Origin of the sequence: Sorangium sp. So ce281, from assembly GCF_051527395.1 — a bacterium.
GTDB lineage: Bacteria > Myxococcota_A > Polyangia > Polyangiales > Polyangiaceae > Sorangium > Sorangium cellulosum_B.
Window position 1 is genome coordinate 4,592,331 of the sequence record NZ_CP150322.1, and the last position, 19,328, is coordinate 4,611,658.

The 19,328-nt window shown below is 72.7% G+C and carries 12 protein-coding genes; 9 read left to right on the top strand and 3 right to left on the bottom strand.

The window, feature by feature from the left end; translation table 11 throughout:
• The first annotated feature begins 462 nt into the window (after positions 1–462).
• The 4 genes from WMF27_RS17355 to WMF27_RS17370 all read left to right on the top strand — a co-directional run bounded on the left by WMF27_RS17355 (position 463) and on the right by WMF27_RS17370 (position 7,930).
• Positions 463–1,290: a hypothetical protein gene (locus WMF27_RS17355; protein ID WP_437767765.1), complete on the top strand. Its 828-nt coding sequence runs from the start codon at positions 463–465 to the stop codon at positions 1,288–1,290.
• 1 nt (position 1,291) lies between these two features.
• The gene (locus WMF27_RS17360; RefSeq protein ID WP_437767764.1) at positions 1,292–5,503 is read left to right on the top strand and encodes a serine/threonine-protein kinase; all 4,212 of its coding nucleotides are present in this window, start codon (positions 1,292–1,294) and stop codon (positions 5,501–5,503) included.
• Positions 5,504–5,920: 417 nt separating this feature from the next.
• Positions 5,921–6,832 carry an esterase/lipase family protein gene (locus WMF27_RS17365; protein WP_437767763.1) on the top strand — a complete coding sequence of 304 codons (912 nt, stop codon included), beginning with the start codon at positions 5,921–5,923 and terminating at the stop codon, positions 6,830–6,832.
• Positions 6,833–6,850: 18 nt separating this feature from the next.
• Entirely contained in the window at positions 6,851–7,930 is a 1,080-nt protein-coding gene (locus WMF27_RS17370; protein WP_437944301.1) for a lipase secretion chaperone, read from the top strand.
• Here WMF27_RS17370 and WMF27_RS17375 read toward each other — a convergent pair.
• Positions 7,914–8,591, bottom strand: a complete 678-nt coding sequence (locus tag WMF27_RS17375; RefSeq protein WP_437767761.1) for a hypothetical protein — start codon at positions 8,589–8,591, stop codon at positions 7,914–7,916. The genes WMF27_RS17370 and WMF27_RS17375 overlap by 17 nt on opposite strands.
• Before the next feature lie 731 nt (positions 8,592–9,322).
• Between WMF27_RS17375 and WMF27_RS17380 the strand changes: the two genes are divergently transcribed.
• A complete protein-coding gene (locus WMF27_RS17380) occupies positions 9,323–10,714 on the top strand; it encodes an FG-GAP repeat domain-containing protein (RefSeq protein WP_437944302.1) in 1,392 nt (463 codons plus the stop codon).
• 9 nt (positions 10,715–10,723) lie between these two features.
• Here WMF27_RS17380 and WMF27_RS17385 read toward each other — a convergent pair whose 3' ends face one another.
• Positions 10,724–12,292, bottom strand: coding sequence for a GMC family oxidoreductase (locus WMF27_RS17385; RefSeq protein ID WP_437767759.1), 1,569 nt, complete (start codon positions 12,290–12,292; stop codon positions 10,724–10,726).
• A gap of 159 nt (positions 12,293–12,451) precedes the next feature.
• On the opposite strand from WMF27_RS17385, the gene WMF27_RS17390 reads away from it, so the two are divergent.
• From WMF27_RS17390 to WMF27_RS17400, 3 genes are read left to right on the top strand one after another with little or no spacing between them, the layout of a single operon-like run.
• Positions 12,452–12,796: a molybdopterin oxidoreductase gene (locus tag WMF27_RS17390; protein WP_437767758.1), complete on the top strand. Its 345-nt coding sequence runs from the start codon at positions 12,452–12,454 to the stop codon at positions 12,794–12,796.
• Positions 12,797–12,799: 3 nt separating this feature from the next.
• Complete coding sequence (nirB, locus tag WMF27_RS17395; RefSeq protein ID WP_437767757.1) at positions 12,800–15,244, top strand: nitrite reductase large subunit NirB; 2,445 nt, start codon at positions 12,800–12,802, stop codon at positions 15,242–15,244.
• Between the two features lie 11 nt (positions 15,245–15,255).
• Complete coding sequence (locus WMF27_RS17400; protein WP_437767756.1) at positions 15,256–15,573, top strand: Rieske (2Fe-2S) protein; 318 nt, start codon at positions 15,256–15,258, stop codon at positions 15,571–15,573.
• A 314-nt stretch (positions 15,574–15,887) separates the two neighbouring features.
• Here the strand turns inward: WMF27_RS17400 and WMF27_RS17405 are convergent, their stop codons facing one another.
• Complete coding sequence (locus tag WMF27_RS17405) at positions 15,888–16,844, bottom strand: alpha/beta fold hydrolase (RefSeq protein ID WP_437767755.1); 957 nt, start codon at positions 16,842–16,844, stop codon at positions 15,888–15,890.
• Between the two features lie 562 nt (positions 16,845–17,406).
• On the opposite strand from WMF27_RS17405, the gene WMF27_RS17410 reads away from it, so the two are divergent.
• Complete coding sequence (locus WMF27_RS17410) at positions 17,407–19,284, top strand: serine/threonine protein kinase (RefSeq protein WP_437767754.1); 1,878 nt, start codon at positions 17,407–17,409, stop codon at positions 19,282–19,284.
• Positions 19,285–19,328 lie beyond the last annotated feature (44 nt).

Consider the following 19,328-nt stretch of genomic DNA (forward strand, 5'->3'; position numbering starts at 1 on the left):
TCGAGCCCGCCGAGCGCCTCTCCGGGCGCGTCCCGGCGAGGAGGTTGGCTGTCGGTGACATGCCATCGTGTCGCCACCATTGCACTTCGACCGCACCCCATCACGCCTCCGTCCGCGGTGCCAGCATCGCTGTCCATGATGCCTTGGACAGAGCAGGAGTCTCGCGCCGACAGCGCCGCAACAACGCCAACAGAGCGATCGCGCCGCGACACAAAAAAAGAGACCATTGCGTGCGCGTCGGTCTTTGCCCGGCGGAGTATCAGTGACATCTTTCCATTTGTCTCTGTAGCGGAGATGGCCCCATCGGCCGCTCCGACTCGTGGGCTTCTTCGCGGCTCGTGCATCTGAACAAGATCACGCGCCGGTGTTCGATGCGCGTACCCCTTGGCCCGCGCCTCGGCGCCGGTCGTTTCGGGAGCTCGTGGGCCATGCGCTCATGGGCATCCCAGGGGGGTGTTATCCATGGAGCATTCGCCGAAGCTAGCTGCACTCCTCCTGGCCATCGCGGCGCTCTTCGCGAGCGCGTGCGCGGTGGCGCTCGATCCGGACGCTCCGGCCGAGGACGCCGGGGACGCCGCGTCCCAGGCCGCCCAGACGGCGAACGCGCTCACGTCGAACGCGCTCACGTCGAACGCGCTCACGTCGAACGCGCTGGCGTCGAAGGCGCTGACGTCGAACGCGCTCACGGCCGAGGCGCTCTCGGGCCACCCGCTCACGGCCGAGGCGCTCCGCGACCCGGCTGCGCGCACCCTGCTGAAGTACGTCGCGGGCTGCGCGCTGCCCGCGGGTGAAGGCTTCACCGTCGCCGTGAACGGCGACGAGCACTCTTTCCCAGGGGAGCTCGGCCTCGCGGCGAGCTGGGGCGAGGAGGGCGGCGCCTGCGACGAAGCGTGCCGGTCCTGGGTCAGCGGCTGCGTCCTCGCCCGCGTCAATTACCTCGGGCACAAGGTGAGCATCTCCGTCCGCGGAGATCGCGAGGAGCTCCAGGCCGACAAGGTCGAGCGCGCGGCCTATCCGAGGCGCGAGGCCACCTACTACGGCAACATCTTCGCGCCGCAGCGCCGCTACCACGCGTGCCTCCCCCCCGAGCCGTCGTCGCTCGCGCGCGCCTGCGGGCCCTCGCTCGAGACGTGCGCGATCCAGGTCGCCGGCTCGTGCGAGAGCCTGTGCGACAGGCCGGACAGCGACGGAAGCTTCCCGAACTGCCGCGGCAAGGTCCGCGGCAGCTCGGGCAAGCTCACCGTCGAGAGGACGCCGAACCCCGGCTCGATCACCGTGTTCCTGCGCTGACGTGGGCCACGCGGAGATCATCGCGGGGCGCTTCGTCGTCGAGGGCGAGGCCGCCTCCGGAGGGATGGGCACCGTCTACAAGGCGTACGACCGCCTCGGCGGCGCGGCGGTCGCCCTCAAGATCGTCCGGCTGAGGAACGAGATCCAGATCGAGCGGTTCGAGCGGGAGGCCGCCCTCCTCGCCGCGCTCGTCCACCCGGGGATCGTGCGCTACGTCGCGCACGGCGGCACCCCGGAAGGCGATCGCTACCTCGCCATGGAGTGGCTCGACGGCGAGGACCTCGCCGCGCGCCTCGCGCGCCGCGTCCTGCCGGCGAGCGAGGGGCTCCTGCTCGTGCGCCGGGCCGCCGACGCCCTCGCGTTCGCGCACGCGCGCGGCATCGTCCACCGCGACATCAAGCCGAGCAACCTCTTCCTCCCGGGGGGGGACGCCGGGCGGGTCAAGCTCGTCGACTTCGGCATCGCGCGGCCCAGCAGCGACGCGGGGCGCGTCACCGTCACCGGCGGCGTCCTCGGCACGCCGGGGTACATGGCCCCGGAGCAGGTCGAGGCGCACAGCGTGCCCGACCCGCGCGGCGACGTGTTCTCCCTCGGGTGCGTCCTCTTCGAGTGCCTCGCCGGCCAGCCTGCCTTCGCGAGCGCGAGCCCCATGGCCGCGCTCAGCAGGGTGCTGCTGATGAGCCCGCCCCGCCTCCGCGACGTGCGCGCGGACGCGCCGGCGCCGCTCGACGAGCTCGTCGCGCGCATGCTCTCCAGGCAGCCCGGCGACCGCCCGCGCGACGGCGCCGAGGTCGCGGCCGAGCTCGACCGGATCGCCGCGATGCGGGGCGGGTGGACCGCGCCGCCCGACGCGCCGACGCTCGCGGGCGGCGCGGCGCCCGACGCCCCGGCCCACGGCCTCGCCCCGCGCGACCGCGCCGCGCTCACCCTGGGCGAGCAGCGCGTCGTGAGCCTCGTCTTCCTCGGCGAGCCCGGCCACGGCGCAGCCCGGGCGCCGCAGCCCGCCCCGCAGGCCCCCCAGGAGGCCCCTGGCGAGCCGCCGCCCGGATCGGGCAGGTCGCAGCCGCCCGCCTCGCGCAGGTCGCAGCTGCCGCCCGGATCGAGCAGGTCGCAGCCGTCCACGTCGAGCGCGCGGGCCGCGGAGATCCGCTCGCTCGTCGAGCTCCACGGCGGCAGGCTCACGCAGCTCGTCCCGGGCGTGGAGATCGTCATGATGTCCGGCCCCGGCAGCGCCGTGGATCGCGCCGAGCGCGCCGCCCAGTGCGCGCTCGCCCTCCGCACCGAGCTCCCGGCCGCACCGCTCTGCGTCATCACGGGGCGGGGCGTCTTCTCCGCGGGCCTCGCCGAGGGCGACGTGATCGACCGCGGCCTCGCCGAGCTCCGCGCGGCGCTCGATGAACGCGAGGTGCGCGCGGTGCGCATCGACGGCGCGACCGCCGACATGCTCGGCCCGCGCTTCATCGTCGCGCACGCCGCGCCCTCGGCGCCGGGCGGGCCGCTCTTCCTTTACGGCGAGCGCGCCGTGGACGAGATCGCCCCCGCCTTGCTGGGGAAGCGCACCCCGTGCGTCGGCCGCGCCCGCGAGCTCTCGATGCTCCACGGCGTGCTCGCCGGCTGCATCTCCGAGTCGCTCGCGAGCGCGGTGCTCGTCCTCGGGCCGCCCGGCGCCGGCAAGTCCCGGCTCCGCCTGGAGCTCTTCGCCGCCTTGAGGCAGCGGGACGAGCCGATCGAGATCCTCTGGGGCCGCGCCGACTCGGGCTCTCCCGGCTCGCCGTTCGGCATGATCGCGGACGTGCTCTGCCGGGCCGCCGGCCTCCGCGCGCGCGACCCGGCGTGGGCGCGGCAGCGCAAGCTGAAGCAGCGGCTCGGACGTCACCTGGGCGGCCCTGCGCTCGATCGCGCGGCGGCGTTCCTCGGCGAGATCTGCGGCGCGCCGTCGCCGGAGCACGCCCGCATGGTGCGGGCGGCGCGCCAGAGCGCCACCGGGATGAGCGACGGCGTGGGGGCCGCCTGGGAGGACTGGCTCGCCGCCGAGTGCGCCGCGCGCCCCGTGCTCCTCGCGCTCGAGGACCTCCACTGGGGCGACGCCGCCACCGTGCGCCTGCTCGACGCGACGCTGCGGAACCTCCGCGAGCTCCCGCTCATCCTGCTCGCGCTCGCGCGCCCGGACGTCCACCGGCTGTTCCCGAGCCTGTGGGCCGAGCGCGAGGTGCAGACGATCAAGCTCGGACCGCTGCCGCGCCGCGCGAGCGCGGAGCTCGTGCGCGCCGCGCTCGGCGAGCCTGTGCCCGAGGGCGTGGTCGCGCGCCTCGTCGAGCGCGCCGGCGGCAACCCGTTCTACCTGGAAGAGCTCATCCGCGCGGTCGCGAGCGGCAAGGAGGAGCTCCTGCCCGACTCCGTGCTCGGCACGGTGGAGGCGCGGCTCGACGCCGAGGGCAACGAGGGCAAGCGCGTGCTCCGGGCGGCCAGCATCTTCGGCGATCGCTTCTCGAAGCGCGGCGTCGCGGCGCTGCTCGGCGGCGAGGAGCGCCTCGCCGACGTGGAGGCCTGGCTGACGGCGCTCGCCGACCGCGAGCTCGTCGCGCCGGCCTCGGCGTCGGCGGGCCTCGCCGACGCCGCCGACTACGTCTTCCGCCACACGCTCGTCCGCGAGGCCGCGTACGCCATGCTGACCGAGCGCGACCGCGCCCTCGGCCACCGGCTCGCGGGCGCGTGGCTCGAGCGGAGCGCCTCCGCCGATCCGCGGGGCGTGGCCGAGCACTTCCGCCGCGGCGGAGAGCCCGGCCGCGCGGTGCGCTGGTACCGCCGCGCGGCCGAGCAGTCGCTCGAGGCGAACGACCTGCGCGCCGCGCTCGAGCGCGCCGCGTGCGGCGAGGCGTGCGGCGCCGAGGGCGAGGATCTCGGCGCGCTCCGGCTGGTCGCGGCCGAGGTCAACGTCTGGACGGGCGACCTCGCGGCGGCCGAGGAGCTGGGCGCGTCCGCGGCCGAGCTGCTCCCCGCCGGCTGCGCCGGGTGGTTCCGGGCGGTCACCCAGATCGCCGCCGCGGCCGGGAAGCTCGGCGCGGTCGACCGCGTTGCGCGGTGGGCCGCCGTCGCCGAGGGGATGTCGGCGGCGCCGCCCTCCTACGCGTCCGCTGCGCCTCCCACGTTCGCGTCCGCGGCGCCGCCGCCCTGCGTGCCCCCGGCGCCGCCCTCCGTTGCGCAGGCGGGGCCGCCGTCCTTCGCGCCCCCGGCGCCGGCCTCCGCCGCGCCCGCAGCGCTGTCCTCCGGCGCCGCCGCGCTGCGCCGCGCCCGGATCGCGTGCTTCTGCGAGTGCGGCGCGCAGCTCGTCTTCGGCGGCCGCTACGCCGAGGCCGGCGCGCTGCTCGCGCGCATCGACGAGGACCTCCGCGCGCCTCCGCCGCCGGACGCCGAGCTCGTCGCGATGGCGCAGCAGCTCCGCGCGATCCGCGCCTCGGCCGGCGGCGATCCCGAGGCGTGCCTCGAGGGCCTGGAGGCGGCGCTCGCGGCCTTCGAGCAGGCCGGGGACAGGCGCAGCGCGTGCGTGATCGGCGCGAACCTCGGCTTCATCTACGCCGAGCTCGGCGAGCTCGGGGCGGCCGAGTCCGTCCTGCGCGCCGCCCTGGAGGCCGCCGACCGCATGGGGCTGCGCGAGCTCGAGACGGTGGCGCTCCACAACCTCGGCCACGCGCTCGGGCAGCTCGGCAAGCTCGACGAGGCGCTGCTCGTCGAGCGGCGCGCGGTGGAGGCGTTCCAGCAGCGGGGCGACCTCCGCATGGAGGGCGTGGCGCGGACCTACCTCGCGAAGATCGCGCTCCTCTCCGGCGACGCCGCGACCGCCGAGCGGGAGGCGCGCGCGGCCGAGGCGGCGCTGCACGTGGCCCCCCGGCTGCGCGCGGCCGCCGTGGCGGTGCGCGCGCGGGCGCTGCTCGCCGCGGGCGAGGTCGCGGCGGCGCTCGGCGCGGCGCGGGCGGCGTTCGGCGAGCTCGCGGCGCTCGGATCCCTGGAAGAAGGCGAGTCGCTCGTGCGGCTCGCCTACGCCGAGGCGCTCGCGGCGTCCGGCGCCCACGGCGAGGCGTCCGCGGTGCTCTCGGAGGCCAGGGAGCTCCTGCTCGCGCGGGCGCGGCGGATCGCGGACCCGCGGCGGCGCGAGCGGTTCCTGACCGCGGTGCCCGAGAACGCGCGCATCGTCCGCGGCGCCACGGCGACCTAGCCGCCCCGAGGGCGCGCGCCCTCCGCCTCGCCCGTCCGCGTGTCCCGGCCCTCCCCGCGACATGGGCATTGGGCGCCCCCGCGCTGATGTCCTGTCGCGCCGCCCGGACCGACGTGACCCGTGAAGGGGAGGACACCGGCCTTCCGATTGTCCAGGATGCGCGAGGTGACTGTGGCGCTGAGAGCCTGTGAGTTCTGCTTGATTCGAATTAAACAAATACTCTATCAGAGGTGACAGGTGATCAGACGAGCTCATTCCTCCAGCACGCGCGCTGCACGACCCACCGCCGTCACACCCGCTCGAAATCGGGAGAGAGTCGAGAGAAAACGATGGGCCGGGCGCCGGACGTTGATTGACGCATTGCGGTACACGGCCGGAGCTGTCGTGGTGCTGCTCTCGCAAGGATGCGTCGCGTCGATGGACGAGCCGGTGGACGCCGAGCGCGTCGAGGTCGGCGAGGGCGCGCTGGCGATGAAGAGCTATGCTCAGACGCGGTATCCGATCGTGCTCTGTCACGGGATGGCCGGCTTCAAGGCGATGTTCGGGGTGATCGACTACTTCGGTGGGATCGCGTCTGCGCTGCGCTCCGGCGGAGCGGAGGTGTATGCCACCGAGGTGCCCCAGTTCGACAGCACCGAGGCGCGGGGGGAGGCGCTGCTCGCGCAGGTCGAGGACATCGTCGCGCGCACCGGGAGCGGCAAGGTCAACCTGGTCGGGCACAGCCATGGCGGGCTCGACGCCCGGTATGTCGCCGCGGTGCGGCCGGATCTCATTGCCTCGGTGACCACCATCGGGTCTCCGCATCAGGGGGCCGAGCTCGCCAGTTTCCTCCAGGAGAACCTGCGGGAGGGCGGGTTCGCGGAGGGGGCGCTCTCGTTCCTCGCCAACGGCCTCGGCGCGGTGCTCAGCCTGCTCAGCGGGCACACGGCGCCCCAGGACGCGATCGCCGCCGTCAGGTCGCTGTCCGCCGCCGGGATGCGCGAGTTCAACGCGCGTTACCCCGCCGGGCTGCCCGACGGCCGGTGCGGGCAGGGCCCCGCCGAGGAGGGCGGCGTGCGCTTCTTCTCGTGGTCGGGGACATCGGTCGTCACGAGCGTCCTCGATCCGACCGACCTGACGCTCAAGCTCATCTCCACGCTGTATTCGGAGTCGAACGACGGGATGGTGGGCAGGTGCAGCTCCCATTTCGGGGAGGTGCTCCGCGACGACTATGCGATGAACCACCTCGACGAGGTCAATCAGCTCTTCGGGTTTATCAACCTGTCTGGCCCGAACCCGAAGTCCGTGTTCCGGTCGCATGCGAGCCGGCTGAAGGCCGTCGGCCTCTAGCCTCCTGGAGGGCTCTTCGTGGCGCGTCGTCGCAGGACAGCTCTCTTCGTGGCCATGGCGCTCGTCGCGGCGATCGGCGCGGGCCGCCTCATCTCGGGGGAGCGGACCCGGCCGGCGGCGCCCTCAAGCCGATCGAGCGGGGCCGCGCGCCCCGCTCGGAAGGAGGCGCTGCCCGCGCTGTCGGTTGCGCCGGCCCCCACGCGCGTCCGGCAGGCGCTGTCGGTAGCGCGGCCCCCTGCGGCGCCGCGCCCGCCGACGAGCGCGGCGCCCCCTTCGCTCCGCGGCACCGACGTCGACGGCGCGGTGACCGTCGACGAGCGCGGCGATCTGGTCGTCGGCCCGGAGCTGCTCGGGCTGTTCGACTACTTCCTGAGCGCCACCGGCGAGGAGCCGGCGCCGGCGATCCGGGCCCGCGTCGTCGCGGCGATCCGGGAGCGGGCGGCGGGGCGCGGAGCGGAGCAGGCGATCGCGCTGTTCGACCGGTACCTCGGCTACCGCGAGGCGGCCGGCGAGGCGCGCGTCGAGCAGGAGGCCGATCCGGCGGCGCGCCTCGCCGCGCTGCGCGCGATCCGGCGCGCATGGTTCGGCGAGGCGGCCGCGGCGCGGCTGTTCGGCGACGAGGAGCGGGAGATCGAGGCGGCGATCGAGGAGTCCCGCATCCTCGCGGACGAGGCCCTCTCGCCGGAGGAGCGCGACGCGCGGATCGCGGAGGTCGAGGCGGCGCTCCCGGAGGCCGTCCGCGAGGCGCGGGAGGCGGCGACGCGCCCGCTCGCGCAGCAGGCCGAGGAGCAGGCGCTCCGGGACGCGGGCGCGTCGGACGAGGCGCTGCGCGCGCACCGGGTCGCGACCGTGGGCCCCGAGGCCGCGGACCGGCTCGCGGAGCTGGACCGGCACCGGGCGGCCTGGCAGCAGCGCCTCGACGCGTTCGCCGGCGCGCGCGCGGACATCGAGGCGACGGTGGCCGATCCCGACGCGCGGCGCGCCGAGGAGGAGGCGCTGCTCGATGGCTCGTTCACGCCCGAGGAGCGGCTGCGGGTGCGGGCGATCCTCAACCTCGCGCCTCGCGCGGTGACGGGCGCGCCTACATCGATCCGCTGATCGAGAGCCCGAGCCCGCCGGGGGTGACGAGCGGGGCTGCGCCCACCTGGAGGACCTGGCCGCGCTGCAGCGGCACGCGCACCTGCGAAGGCATGGCGATGCCGCCGAGCAGCATCCCCAGGCCGACGGCTTGCCCGGCGCCGAGGAGGGAGAGCCCGACCGCGCTGGCCGCCGTCGGCCGCCCCGTGCCGAGGTGGATCCACGGACCCGCGAGGGGGATCAGCAGCGAGGCGGGGTTCGCCGAGGTGCGTTCGTAGCGCCGGACGACGAAGCAGGCGCCCTGGGAGCACTGCGGCACCAGCCGGATCCGCACCTCCGGCTGCCCGAGGGAGAGCGCGGCGCCGCGGACGGCCGACGCGACCCAGAAGCCGCCCAGGGTCGACGCGCCCCCGATGATCCAGCGCGCCCTCCGCGGGTTCGCGACGTAGGTGGCGGTCGCGACCCGCTGCGGGGCGCGCTGCGTGAAGGTCGTGGTCTGCCGCGGCGGCGCGGCACGACCCTGCGCCCGGGCCTGAGGCGAGATGGCCTGGGTCGCGTCGCCGGCGGAAGCGCTGGAGATGCCGAGACAGAGGCCGATCCCGAGAAGCCCGGCGAGCCCCTGGACGACGCCTTTCCCGCTTGTTGACCTACCGCTGGTTCTCCCCGTCTTCGAAGTCCACATGCGCCCCTCCCGGTGCTATCGACGCACCTGCGGTGGAGAGAGCAAGCCTCGGGCCTCCTCCAGGAGGTGCCTTTCGCCCCGTCGATCGAGTGCCCGGGATCCGGGGCAGGGAGGTGCAGTGAGCACAGAGGGCAAGGAGAGCACAGCGATTTTCTGCGATCCCCTCGGAGTCCTCGGCGCCGCGGCGATGCCCCTTCATGGAGAGGAGGTACCGAGTCCCGCGTCCCGGGAAGACGCCGCAGACGAGGAGCGTCTGACACGGCCAGGCCGGGGATCCGCGGCGCTCTCGAATTTTTCGGGGGAATTGAACGGAGAGGCGAGGCGACGGGGAGTACAATCCCCAAAATCTCCCGGTCTCCCCGTTCAATTTTCTGCTGAAATGCCGACAAATGATGGATTTGTCAGCCCGCAATCCACACGTGGGAAGCCGACGATGACGTTCCGACCTGTCCGACCCGATCGAGCCGCCGCGCGCCTCCGGCTCGCCGCGCCGGCTCACGGGCGAACCGGCGCGGGCAAGAACGTGCCGCCGCGCCCCTGATGACGCGCTGCGATTTTCCTGCTCCGATGAATGCGCAGCCCGTTCATTGCATCGTAGTCGCCGAGCCGCCGAGGGCGCGGGGACGGGCGTGTCCTGGAGACGTTCAGGTTCGTGGGTTTCACTTGTCTTGCGGAGGTAATCTATGAGGTGTGCGCGACACAGCATCGGACGCATGGTGGTAGCTTGTTGTTTGCTCATCGGATTCAGCTCGGGGTGCGAGAGCTCGGTTGTCCTTCCCGAGCCATCTCCCCACGACGACTCGGTCGATCCGCCGCACGACGAAGAGGCGGCTGACGTCGCCTCGCCGGACAGGCCCGTTGCCCGGCCGGGGACGGGCGAGCGCGTCGTCGATGTGCCGAACGGCGGCGGCGCGGATGTGCCGACCGGCGGCGCGGATGTGCCGAGGCCGACCGGCGGCGGCGCGGGCGATCGATGCGCGGGCCCGTTCCCCGGCGAGGAGCCGAGCGACGGCAGCGGCTACTACCTGAAGCCCGGCCTCCTCTATCCTGCGGAGTCCTCGGGCGTGGTCATGGGTCAGCTGTCGCTGGGCGACATCGACGGGGACAGGCGCTTCGACTTCGTGAGCACGGATCGCGAAGCGATGTACGTGCAGACGCATCCGCGCGTACAGGAGCTGAACGGCGCAGTCATCTACACCCCTTCCACGCCGGCCAACTCGGTCGAGGACACGTTGCTGCTCGACGCGGACCGCGACGGCGCGCTCGACGTCGTCGTCGCGCAGCAGGAAGGGCTCGCCTTCCTCCGCAACCAGGGCGGCGGCGCCTTCGAGCCCCCGAGGACGATCGCCGGGCCAACCACGTTCTCCCCGAGCGCCGTGGACCATGACGGGGATGGCATCCTCGACATCGTCGGGCTCGGCTATCACAGCAAGATCCTCGTCTACCGGGGCGACGGCGGCGGCGGCTTCGCGCTGGCCCACGAGCTGCCTGCCGGCGTGTTCATGTCCGGCATCGTCACCGGCGATGTGACCGGGGACGGCCACCCCGACGCGGTGATCGCGATGACCGGCGTGGGCGCGGGCATCGCCGTCTTTCCGCACGACATCGAGAGCGGGTTCGACACGACCGGACAGCAGGTCTTCTTCGAGACCACGCCGCCGAGCTCAGGCGTCTCGTTCGTCTCGGTCGCGGTGGGCGACGTGAACAACGACGGACGCCAGGACGTCGCCGCCGTCACGCACGAGTACACCGACGGGCCGATGCGGGTCTGGATCCTGCTGCAAGACGACCTCGGCCACCTGACTGCGCCGCAGCCGCTGCTCACCCTCGATGACCACCAATATTTCGTCTCAGGAGGCCTGCAGATCGCCGATCTGAACCTCGATGGGCGGAGCGATCTCGTCGCGGTCAGCCGGAACACCGCCGAGATGTGGTCGTTCCTCCAGACGCCGGAGGGCACGTTCGAAGCCGAGGCGGCTCCATTCCCCGGCACCTTCGAAAACATCGACGGCTTCGGCGTCGGCATCACCGATTTTGACTGCAACGGGTGCCCTGACGTCGTGGGCGTCCAGCTCGATGGTCTGGTCGTCTTCCGCGGTCGCGGCTGCGCGACGGCGCCTTGAGCGCGGCGGCTACACAGCGCCGTCGCGGAGCCACTCGCCGAACCGCTCGCCGATCATCAGCGCTGTCAGGTTCGTGTTCACGCTCGGGATGGTCGGCATGATGCTCGCGTCCGCGACGACCAGGCCCTCGACGCCGCGGACCCGCCCGCGCCCGTCGACCGCCGCCGCGAGGTCCCCCTCGGGCCCCATCGGGGCCGTCCCGCACGGGTGGTAGCCCGAGCCGCAGCTCCGGGTGATCCACCGCTCCAGCGCCTCCCGCCGCCTCAGCGTGCGCTCCGTGGGCCAGACGAACCAGCCGAGCTCGCGCATCGGCGCGGTGCGGGCGATCTCGTACGCGAGCGTGAGCGCGTCGACGGCGCGCGACCGATCGTCCCGGTCGACGAGCATGTTCGAGGCGATGCGGGGCCGCGCGTGCGGGTCGGCGCTCACGTGCTCGATGCGGCCGACGCCGCGCGGCTTGCCGATGCAGCACGCGATCGCGAACGCCGGCACCGTGAGGCGCGGGTGCAGCGGGAAGAACGAGCCCGGCTGGAGCATCACGTCGTTCGGGTACGGGCTCCCGCGCGAGGTATAGCGGAGCATCGTCTGGACGAGCGGCTGGCGCAGGACGTCGATCAGGCCGCGGCGGCGCGGCCACAGGCCGATGGCGGCGCCCGGATGATCGAGCAGCCGCGCCCCCACGGCGGGCACGTCGGACACGAGCGCGACCCCGAGGCGCGCGAGCTCGGCCCGCGGCCCGATCCCGCTGCGCAGGAGGATCCCGGGCGTCGCGATCGCGCCGGCGCTCAGCACCACCTTCCGCGTCGCGACGACCTCGACGCGCCCGTCGGTCTCGATCTCGACCCCCTCGACCCGGCGGTTCCGCACGAGCACCCGCCGCACCGTCGTGCGCGGCCGGAGCCGCAGGTTCTCGCGCCGGCGCACCTCGGCGGTCAGGTAGCAGCGCGCCGCGCTCATCCGCTGTCCGTCGATCTTGTTCATCGCGTGCGCCCCGACGCCGCCGGGCGCGCGCGGATCGTTGGTGTCCGCGCACTCGGGGTAACCGAGCGCCCTGCACCCGTCGACGAACGCCGCCTGCCACGGCACGAGCTCCTCGCGCCGGGCGCGGCGGATCGGCACCGGGCCGCCCTTGCCGTGCCAGGGCTCGCCGAAGTCGAGATCGTCCTCGAGGCGCTTGAAATAGGGCAGGCAGGCGTCGAAGCCCCACTCGGGCAGGCCGAGCGCCGCCCACTCGTCGTAGTCGTACGGCTGGCCGCGGACCGCGATGCACGTGTTCACGGCCGACGAGCCGCCGACCACCTTGCCGCGCGGGAAGAGGAACATGATCTGCCCGGGCGTCGGCCGGTGGCGATAGCCCCAGTCGTGCGCGAGCCACGAGTTGCGGGTGCCGTCCCGCAGATCCGCGGGCAGGCCTTCCGGGTCCGGGTAGTCCGGGCCCGCCTCGAGCAGCAGGACCTCGCGATCCGCGCGCTCCGTGACGCGCGCCGCGATCACGGCGCCCGCCGAGCCGGCCCCGACGACGACGAGCTCCGCGGCGGCGGCCGGGCGGGGCGAAGAGGACAGTGACGATCGAAACACCTTGGAAACCCGACCTACACGGGATCGCGCCGCCGGGCAACGAACCCTCGAAACTGTCCTCGCTGTATGACCTTCATGCGGCGCCAGCGCGGCGCGCGCCGGGCGGCGTACGGCGCGCTCGCCCGTCCGAGGGTCCGATGATCCGCCCGGGAGGCCACATTGGAAACACCGAGGTTCATACAGGGTGTCTACTCGTTCGAGGGGCAGGGCCTGGAGCAGCCGGTGCCCCTTCGTCCGGCGGTCGGGTACACCGTCCCGCGGGACAAGCGCGCTCAGCTCATCTACCTGCGCGCGGGCAACTCCACGTCCGAGCTCATCTACCTGCTCCTCAAGCGCGACGGCCACCCGATGCGCTATTTCCCGATCGGCGCCAAGGCGGCGATCCACGTGCCCCTCGTGATCATCGAGGACATCCACCCGGAGAGCGTGATCGAGCTGTGCGTGGGCGCGCCCGAAGGCGCGCGCGGGCTCGCGACGATCGACATCGGCCTGGCGGAGATCTGAGCCATGCAGAAGAAGCGAAAGCTCGTGTTGATCGGCAACGGGATGGCCGGCGTCCGCACCGTCGAGGAGATCCTCGCGCGGGGCGGGGCCGATCAGTTCGAGATCACCATCTTCGGCGACGAGCCGTATGGCAATTACAACCGCATCCTGCTCTCGGAGGTGCTGAACGGCTCCCAGGACCCGAGCGAGATCTTCCTGAACCCCCTGGCCTGGTACCGGGAGAACGGCATCCAGCTCCACGCGGGCGTGCGCGCGCGGGCGATCCACCGGCACTCGCGCCAGGTGACCGGCGATCACGGGGTCGTGGCGCCGTACGACAACCTCATCATCGCGACGGGCAGCTCGCCGTACATCCCGCCGATCCAGGGGGTGCGGCTGGAGGGCGGCAGGGAGAAGCCCGGTGTGTTCGTGTTCCGCAGCCTGGACGACTGCCACAAGATCGCCCAGTACGCGCGGGGCAAGCGGAGCGCCGCGGTCATCGGCGGCGGGCTCCTCGGGCTCGAGGCCGCGCGCGGGCTGCAGAACTTCGGCCTCGACGTCCACGTGGTCCACATCAGCGGTCACCTGATGGGGCAGCAGCTCGACGCCACGGCGGGCGGCATCCTGAGGACGACGCTCGAGCAGCTCGGCGTGGCGGTGCACCTCAACAAGAGCACGAAGGAGGTGCTCGGAGAGGACCGCGTGACGGGGCTCCGCTTCGCCGACGGCGAGGCGCTCGCCTGCGATCTCGTGGTGATCTCCGCGGGCATCCGGCCGAACGTGGAGATCGCCCTGCGCGCCGGCCTGACCGTCGAGCGCGGGATCGTGGTGGACAACCACATGCGCTCGCCCGACGACCCGAGGATCTACGCCGTCGGCGAGTGCGCGCAGCACCGGGGGCAGGTCTACGGGCTCGTGGCGCCGCTCTGGGAGCAGGGCAAGGTGCTGGCCGACCACATCACGAAGCGCAACGAGAAGGCCTCCTACGCCGGCTCGAAGGTCTCCACGAAGCTCAAGGTCATGGGCATCCAGCTCGCCTCGATGGGCATCACCGAGCCCGCCGACGACCGCGACGAGATCGTGCAGTTCCTCGAGCCGAAGAAGGGCACGTACAAGAAGCTCATCATCCGCGACGGCAGGCTGCTCGGCGGCATCCTCCTTGGCGACGTCAGCAAGGCAGCGTACCTGATGCAGGCGTTCGACAAGAGCACGCCGCTCCCGGAAGAGCGGCTGTCGCTGCTGTTCGAGCTCGGCGCGCCCTCGCCGCAAACGACGATCGAGGAGATGCCGCAAGGGATGCAGGTTTGCAACTGCAACGGCGTCACCAAGGAGGGCCTCGTCGCGTGTGTGCGCGCCGGCAAGCGGACCCTCCGGACCGTCATGGACGCGACGCGCGCGGGCATGGGCTGCGGCGCCTGCAAGCAGCTCGTCTCGGAGGTCGTGGCGTGGGCGTGCGGGGGCGCGGCGGAGCAGGACCCCGCGGCCAGCTACTACGTGCCTGGCGTCCCGCTGAGCAAGCCCGAGCTGGTCCAGGCGATCCGCGAGCGCGGGCTGCGGTCGGTGTCCGCCGTGTTCCGCGAGCTCGCCGGCGGGAACGAGGACCCGGGGAGCAAGCCGGGGCTCGCGTCGCTGCTCCGCACGGTATGGCACCACGACTACGACGACGAGCGTGACGCCCGCTTCATCAACGACCGCGTTCACGCCAACATCCAGAAGGACGGCACCTTCAGCGTGATCCCGCAGATCGCGGGGGGCGTCACGTCGGCCGCGCAGCTGCGGCGGATCGCGGACGTCGTCGACAAGTACCGCGTGCCGCTCGTGAAGCTCACCGGCGGCCAGCGCATCGACCTGCTCGGCGTGAAGAAGGAGGACCTGCCGGCCGTGTGGCGCGACCTCGACATGCCTTCTGGGTTCGCTTACGGCAAATCGTACCGCACGTGCAAGAGCTGTGTGGGGAGCGACTTCTGCCGGTATGGGCTCGGCGACAGCATTGCGCTCGCGGTGAAGATTGAAGAGCGCTTCCACGGCATGGACACGCCGGCCAAGCTGAAGCTCGCGACGGCGGGCTGCCCGCGCAACTGCTCGGAGGCGATGGTGAAGGACGTCGGGGCCGTCGCGGTGGAGGGCGGCAGGTGGGAGATCTACGTGGGCGGCGCGGCCGGCGCCCACGTGCGCAAGGGCGACGTGCTCTGCGTGGTCGACGCGCACGAGGACGTGCTCCGGCTCATGGGCCGCTTCATCCAGTATTACCGCGAGAACGCCAGGTACCTGGAGCGGACGTACGGATTCGTGGAGCGCATTGGCATCCAGAGGATCCGGGCGGTGGTCGTGGACGACAGCGAGGGCATCGCGGCGCGCCTCGACGAGGAGATGCGGAAGACGGTCGAGGCGTACCGCGATCCGTGGAGAGAGGCGTACGCCCCGGCGACGCCGAACCAGTTCCGATCGGTCCTGCCGATCGTGCAATGAGGGGGCGCGAGATGGAGATCACCCTGGGCCCCCTCTCGGCGATCCCGCCGGGCGAGGGGCGCGCGTTCGAGGTCGGATCGGAGCGCATCGCGGTGTTCGTCGCGCGGGATGGCCGCGTGTTCGCCACGCAGGCGAGCTGCCCGCACCGCGGCGGCCCGCTGGTCGACGGGCTGCTCGGCGGCTGCACGCTCATCTGCCCGCTGCACGCCCAGAAGTTCAACCTGGAGACGGGAGAGGCCCTGAGCGGCGGGGAGGGGCTCAAGACCTATCCCGTCCGCCTGAGCGCGACGGACCAGATCCTGGTGCGGATCGAGGGCGGCGGGGGCTGAGCGCCGCCCGCCCCGCCGGGGGCCCGACCCCGGCGGCGGCGCTTGCCGGGCGGGTGAAGCAGGCGGCGGCGTCTCCTCGTCATGATGGAACGTGGCAACGTCGGACCACGGTCGACCCCCACGCTCGCCATGGTGGCAATCGATCCCTTGACGCCCTGATCGCCTCCTCCCGAGGCGCCTAGAGCGACGAACGGGTTGAAACTGCCTGAAAAGGACAGAATTTCGAACCGCCAAGACGCCAAAAGACGCCAAGATTTTTCTGTTTTTTGGCGTCTTGGCGGTTCATTTTTCGCTTGATCAACGTGATCGTTGTTCTAGGAGGGGATCCGCTTCGGCCGCGAGGCCAGCTCGGCGACGGCCTCGATCAAGGACTCCGGCGCTTCCCAGTTGAGCAGGTGCCCCGCGCCGTCCACCCAGACGAGGCGCGCGCCCGGAATGCCGGCGGCCAGGCGCGTGGAGTGCCACGGCGGCGTGGTGCGGTCCTGCCGGCCGCAGATGACCACGGTGGGCACGTCGATCTCGCCCAGGCGCGCGTAGCGATCCTCCTGTCCGAGCGCGCGTAGAACAGGGACGAGCTGCCGGTGATCTTGCCGGCGAAAGAGGTCCATGAACACGCGGCTCTCCGCAGGCGAGGGGCGAGCCCCGGCGAGCGAGGCGCCGAACAGCAGCCCCGCAGTCTCACTGGCGATGAGCTTCTGGAGGACCTGGTGCTCGAGCAACGGAATCTGAAGCCAGTTCTGAGGGGCGCCTTGGAGGATGCGCCCGGCAAAGGTGGCGAACAGCACGAGACCGCGGAGCCGCGCGGCCACGCCGGGCTGCTCCAGCACCGCGGCGATCGCCAGAAACCCACCCATCGAATGACCGATGAGGAAGCCATCTTCGACTCCGAAGCGCTCGAGCACCGCGAGGTAATCCCCGGCCATCGAGCTCGTGCTGACACCGTCGGATCCGATCGTCGATTTCTCGTGGCCCCGCTGATCGAAGCACACCACGCGGTAGCCCGCCGCGAGGAGCCCATCCCATACGATGTTCCACTCCAGCACGGACGCGCCGAAGCCGTGCGCGAGCACGACGGTCGGTCCCTGACCGGCGGAGATCGCGCGCAGGCGCGTGCCGTCGGGGCGCTCGATCTGCACTTCGGTGCCTTTTGGCTCCTCCCGGAGCCGCTGCTCCGGGTAGCGATCGGGCTGTGCCAAGAGCCTCTGCCTCAGCGTGCGGAGGGCCAGCGCCCCGGTGGAGAGCAGCGCCAAGGGAAGGAGGAGGTGACGCATCGACATCGGATATCACGGATCGCCGTGGTCCATGGAGCGCGATCGACGCGTCCGCCCCTGGCGTCGGTGTCCGGCCGTCACCGCTCGTCGTCGAGCAACGCACGATCCTGCCTTCAGCCCAGGCGGGCGGGGGGTGCGTGCGGAAGGTGGATCCGGAAGGGATCATGACCACCGTCACGGGAACGTGCAGGCAGAACGGCCACTCGGGAGACGGTGGGCTCGCGACGGAGGCGCAACTGCGGTTTCCTTGCGGAGCGAGCCTCGATGGCAACGGTGGCCTGTAGTTGTCGGGCTCACTGCCGCGAGCGGCAGATGTGAAGTTCAGATTCGACGTGACCCCAAGCTCCGGTCCCTACTACATGGACAAGGTTCGATTCGAGAACTGATCCGCGTCGCGCTCTCGTGAACGGGGCGCCCGGCTCCCGCCCCCTTGGCTCCTCCGGCGGCCTCGGTTCAGGTCCGATCGAGGCGCTCTGCGGAGCCCCTGGATCGCGCGTCTTTGGATACGCTACCGGAGCGCGTCGCGCATCTCCCGACGTCGCCTGGAGGGTTCCCGTTCGCCATGGTCGACCCCACGACAGCCGCACCGCTCGCCCCCGGCACCGTCCTCGGGGGCGATTTCCGCGTCGTCCGCCCCCTGAGCCAGGGGGGCATGGGCGCCGTGTTCGTCGCCGAGCAGCTCTCGACGGGCAAGCCGCGCGCGGTGAAGCTGATGCACGCGCAGCTCGCGCAGGACCCGCGCTTCCGCGAGCGCTTCGAGCAGGAGGCGAGGGTAGGGGCGCGGATCGAGAGCGATCACGTCGTCGAGGTCGTCGCCGCGGGGGTCGATCCCGCGACGCAGACGCCCTGGCTGGCGATGGAGCTGCTCGACGGGGCCGACCTTTCGGCCGTGATGGCGCAGCGCGGCGCGCTGCCGCCCGACGAGGTGCGCGAGCTGATGGGGCAGCTGTGCCACGCGCTCGGCGCGGCGCACCGCGCGGGCGTCGTCCACCGCGATCTCAAGCCCGAGAACATCTTCATCGCGCGGCCGCGGCAGCAGAACGTCCGCTTCAAGGTGAAGGTGCTCGACTTCGGCGTCGCGAAGATCGTGGCCGAGGCGCGGGCGACGACGTCGATCACCGCCTCGGTCGGGACGCCGCTCTGGATGGCGCCCGAGCAGACCGAGCTCGCCGCGCAGGTCGTCCCGGCGTCGGATGTCTGGGCGCTCGGGCTGCTCGCGTTCTACCTGCTCACCGCGCGCGTCTACTGGGTCGAGCCGAGCCGCGGGCAGAGCGCCTCGGTCATGTCGCTCATGCGCGAGGTGCTCTTCGGCCCGCTGGACCCGCCGTCCGCCCGCGCCGCGCAGCTCGGCTGCGCGCACCTGATCCCCCCCGGCTTCGACGCCTGGTTCGCCCGGTGCCTGGCCCGCGACGTCCGCGCTCGCTTCGCCGACGCGGCGCAGGCCATGGCGGCGCTCGACCCCGTGCTCGCCGCGGCCGCCCACAGGTCCGCGCCGCTGCCGGCCGTGCCCTCCATGCCCACACCGCCGGTTTACTCCGGCCATTCCGGGCCGATCACCGCGCCGACCCAGCCGGGGGTCTACCGCACCGACGTCGGCGGCATGGCCGGCGGCACGCTCGTCCCGGTGCCGGCGCTGCCCCCGCGCAGGGCGCCCTGGGGCCTGCTGCTCGCGATCGCAGGCGGCGGGCTGATCGCCGTCGCCGCGCTCATCGTCGGCGGCTTCGTGGCCTTCCAGCGGCTCCGCGCGGCGGACCGCGCCGCCGACGGCGCGCCGCCGGCGCCGCTCTACGGCGGGGGCGATGCGCCCGCGGGCGGGGCGCCGACGCCGCCGGCCAGGCCATCGAGCGCCGCGGCGAGCAGCGAGGCCGATCTCGCCGGCACGTACGACATCGTATCGTCGCGCAACCCGGGCGGGCAGGGCAGCTACTCGGGCAACGTCCTCCTCTCCCGGAGCGGCGATACGTACCGCATCGCCTGGATCATCACGAAGGGCGAGGGCTACGAGGGGATCGCGTTCGTGCAGGGGCAGACGCTCGCCGTGGGATGGGCGAGCGGCGGCCCCTACGGCGCGGCCGCCTACCGCATCGACGGCGGGCGCCTCCGCGGGCAGTGGATCGCCACGGACCGGCCCGGCCAGGTGATCTCCGAGGAGCTGGAGGGCCCTGAAGGGCTGGTCGGCAGCTACCGGATCGTCGACGGCGCTCGCAAGGGCACGGTCGTCATCGTGCCCACGGGCGAGACGTACGCCGTCACGTGGGCGCTGAGCACCGGCGCGCTGAAGGGGGTGGGCATCCGCTCGGGCGATCAGCTCGTCGTGGGCTGGTCGCCGAGCCAGCAGGTCGGCGTGGTCAGCTATGCGATCGCGGGCCGGCAGCTCGCGGGGCGATGGGGGACCCTGGGCGGCGCGCTGGCGGGGAGCGAGGCGCTGCTGCGCCGCTGATGAGCGGAACGAGCGGAACCAACGTAACCACGCGCGAGGCGAGC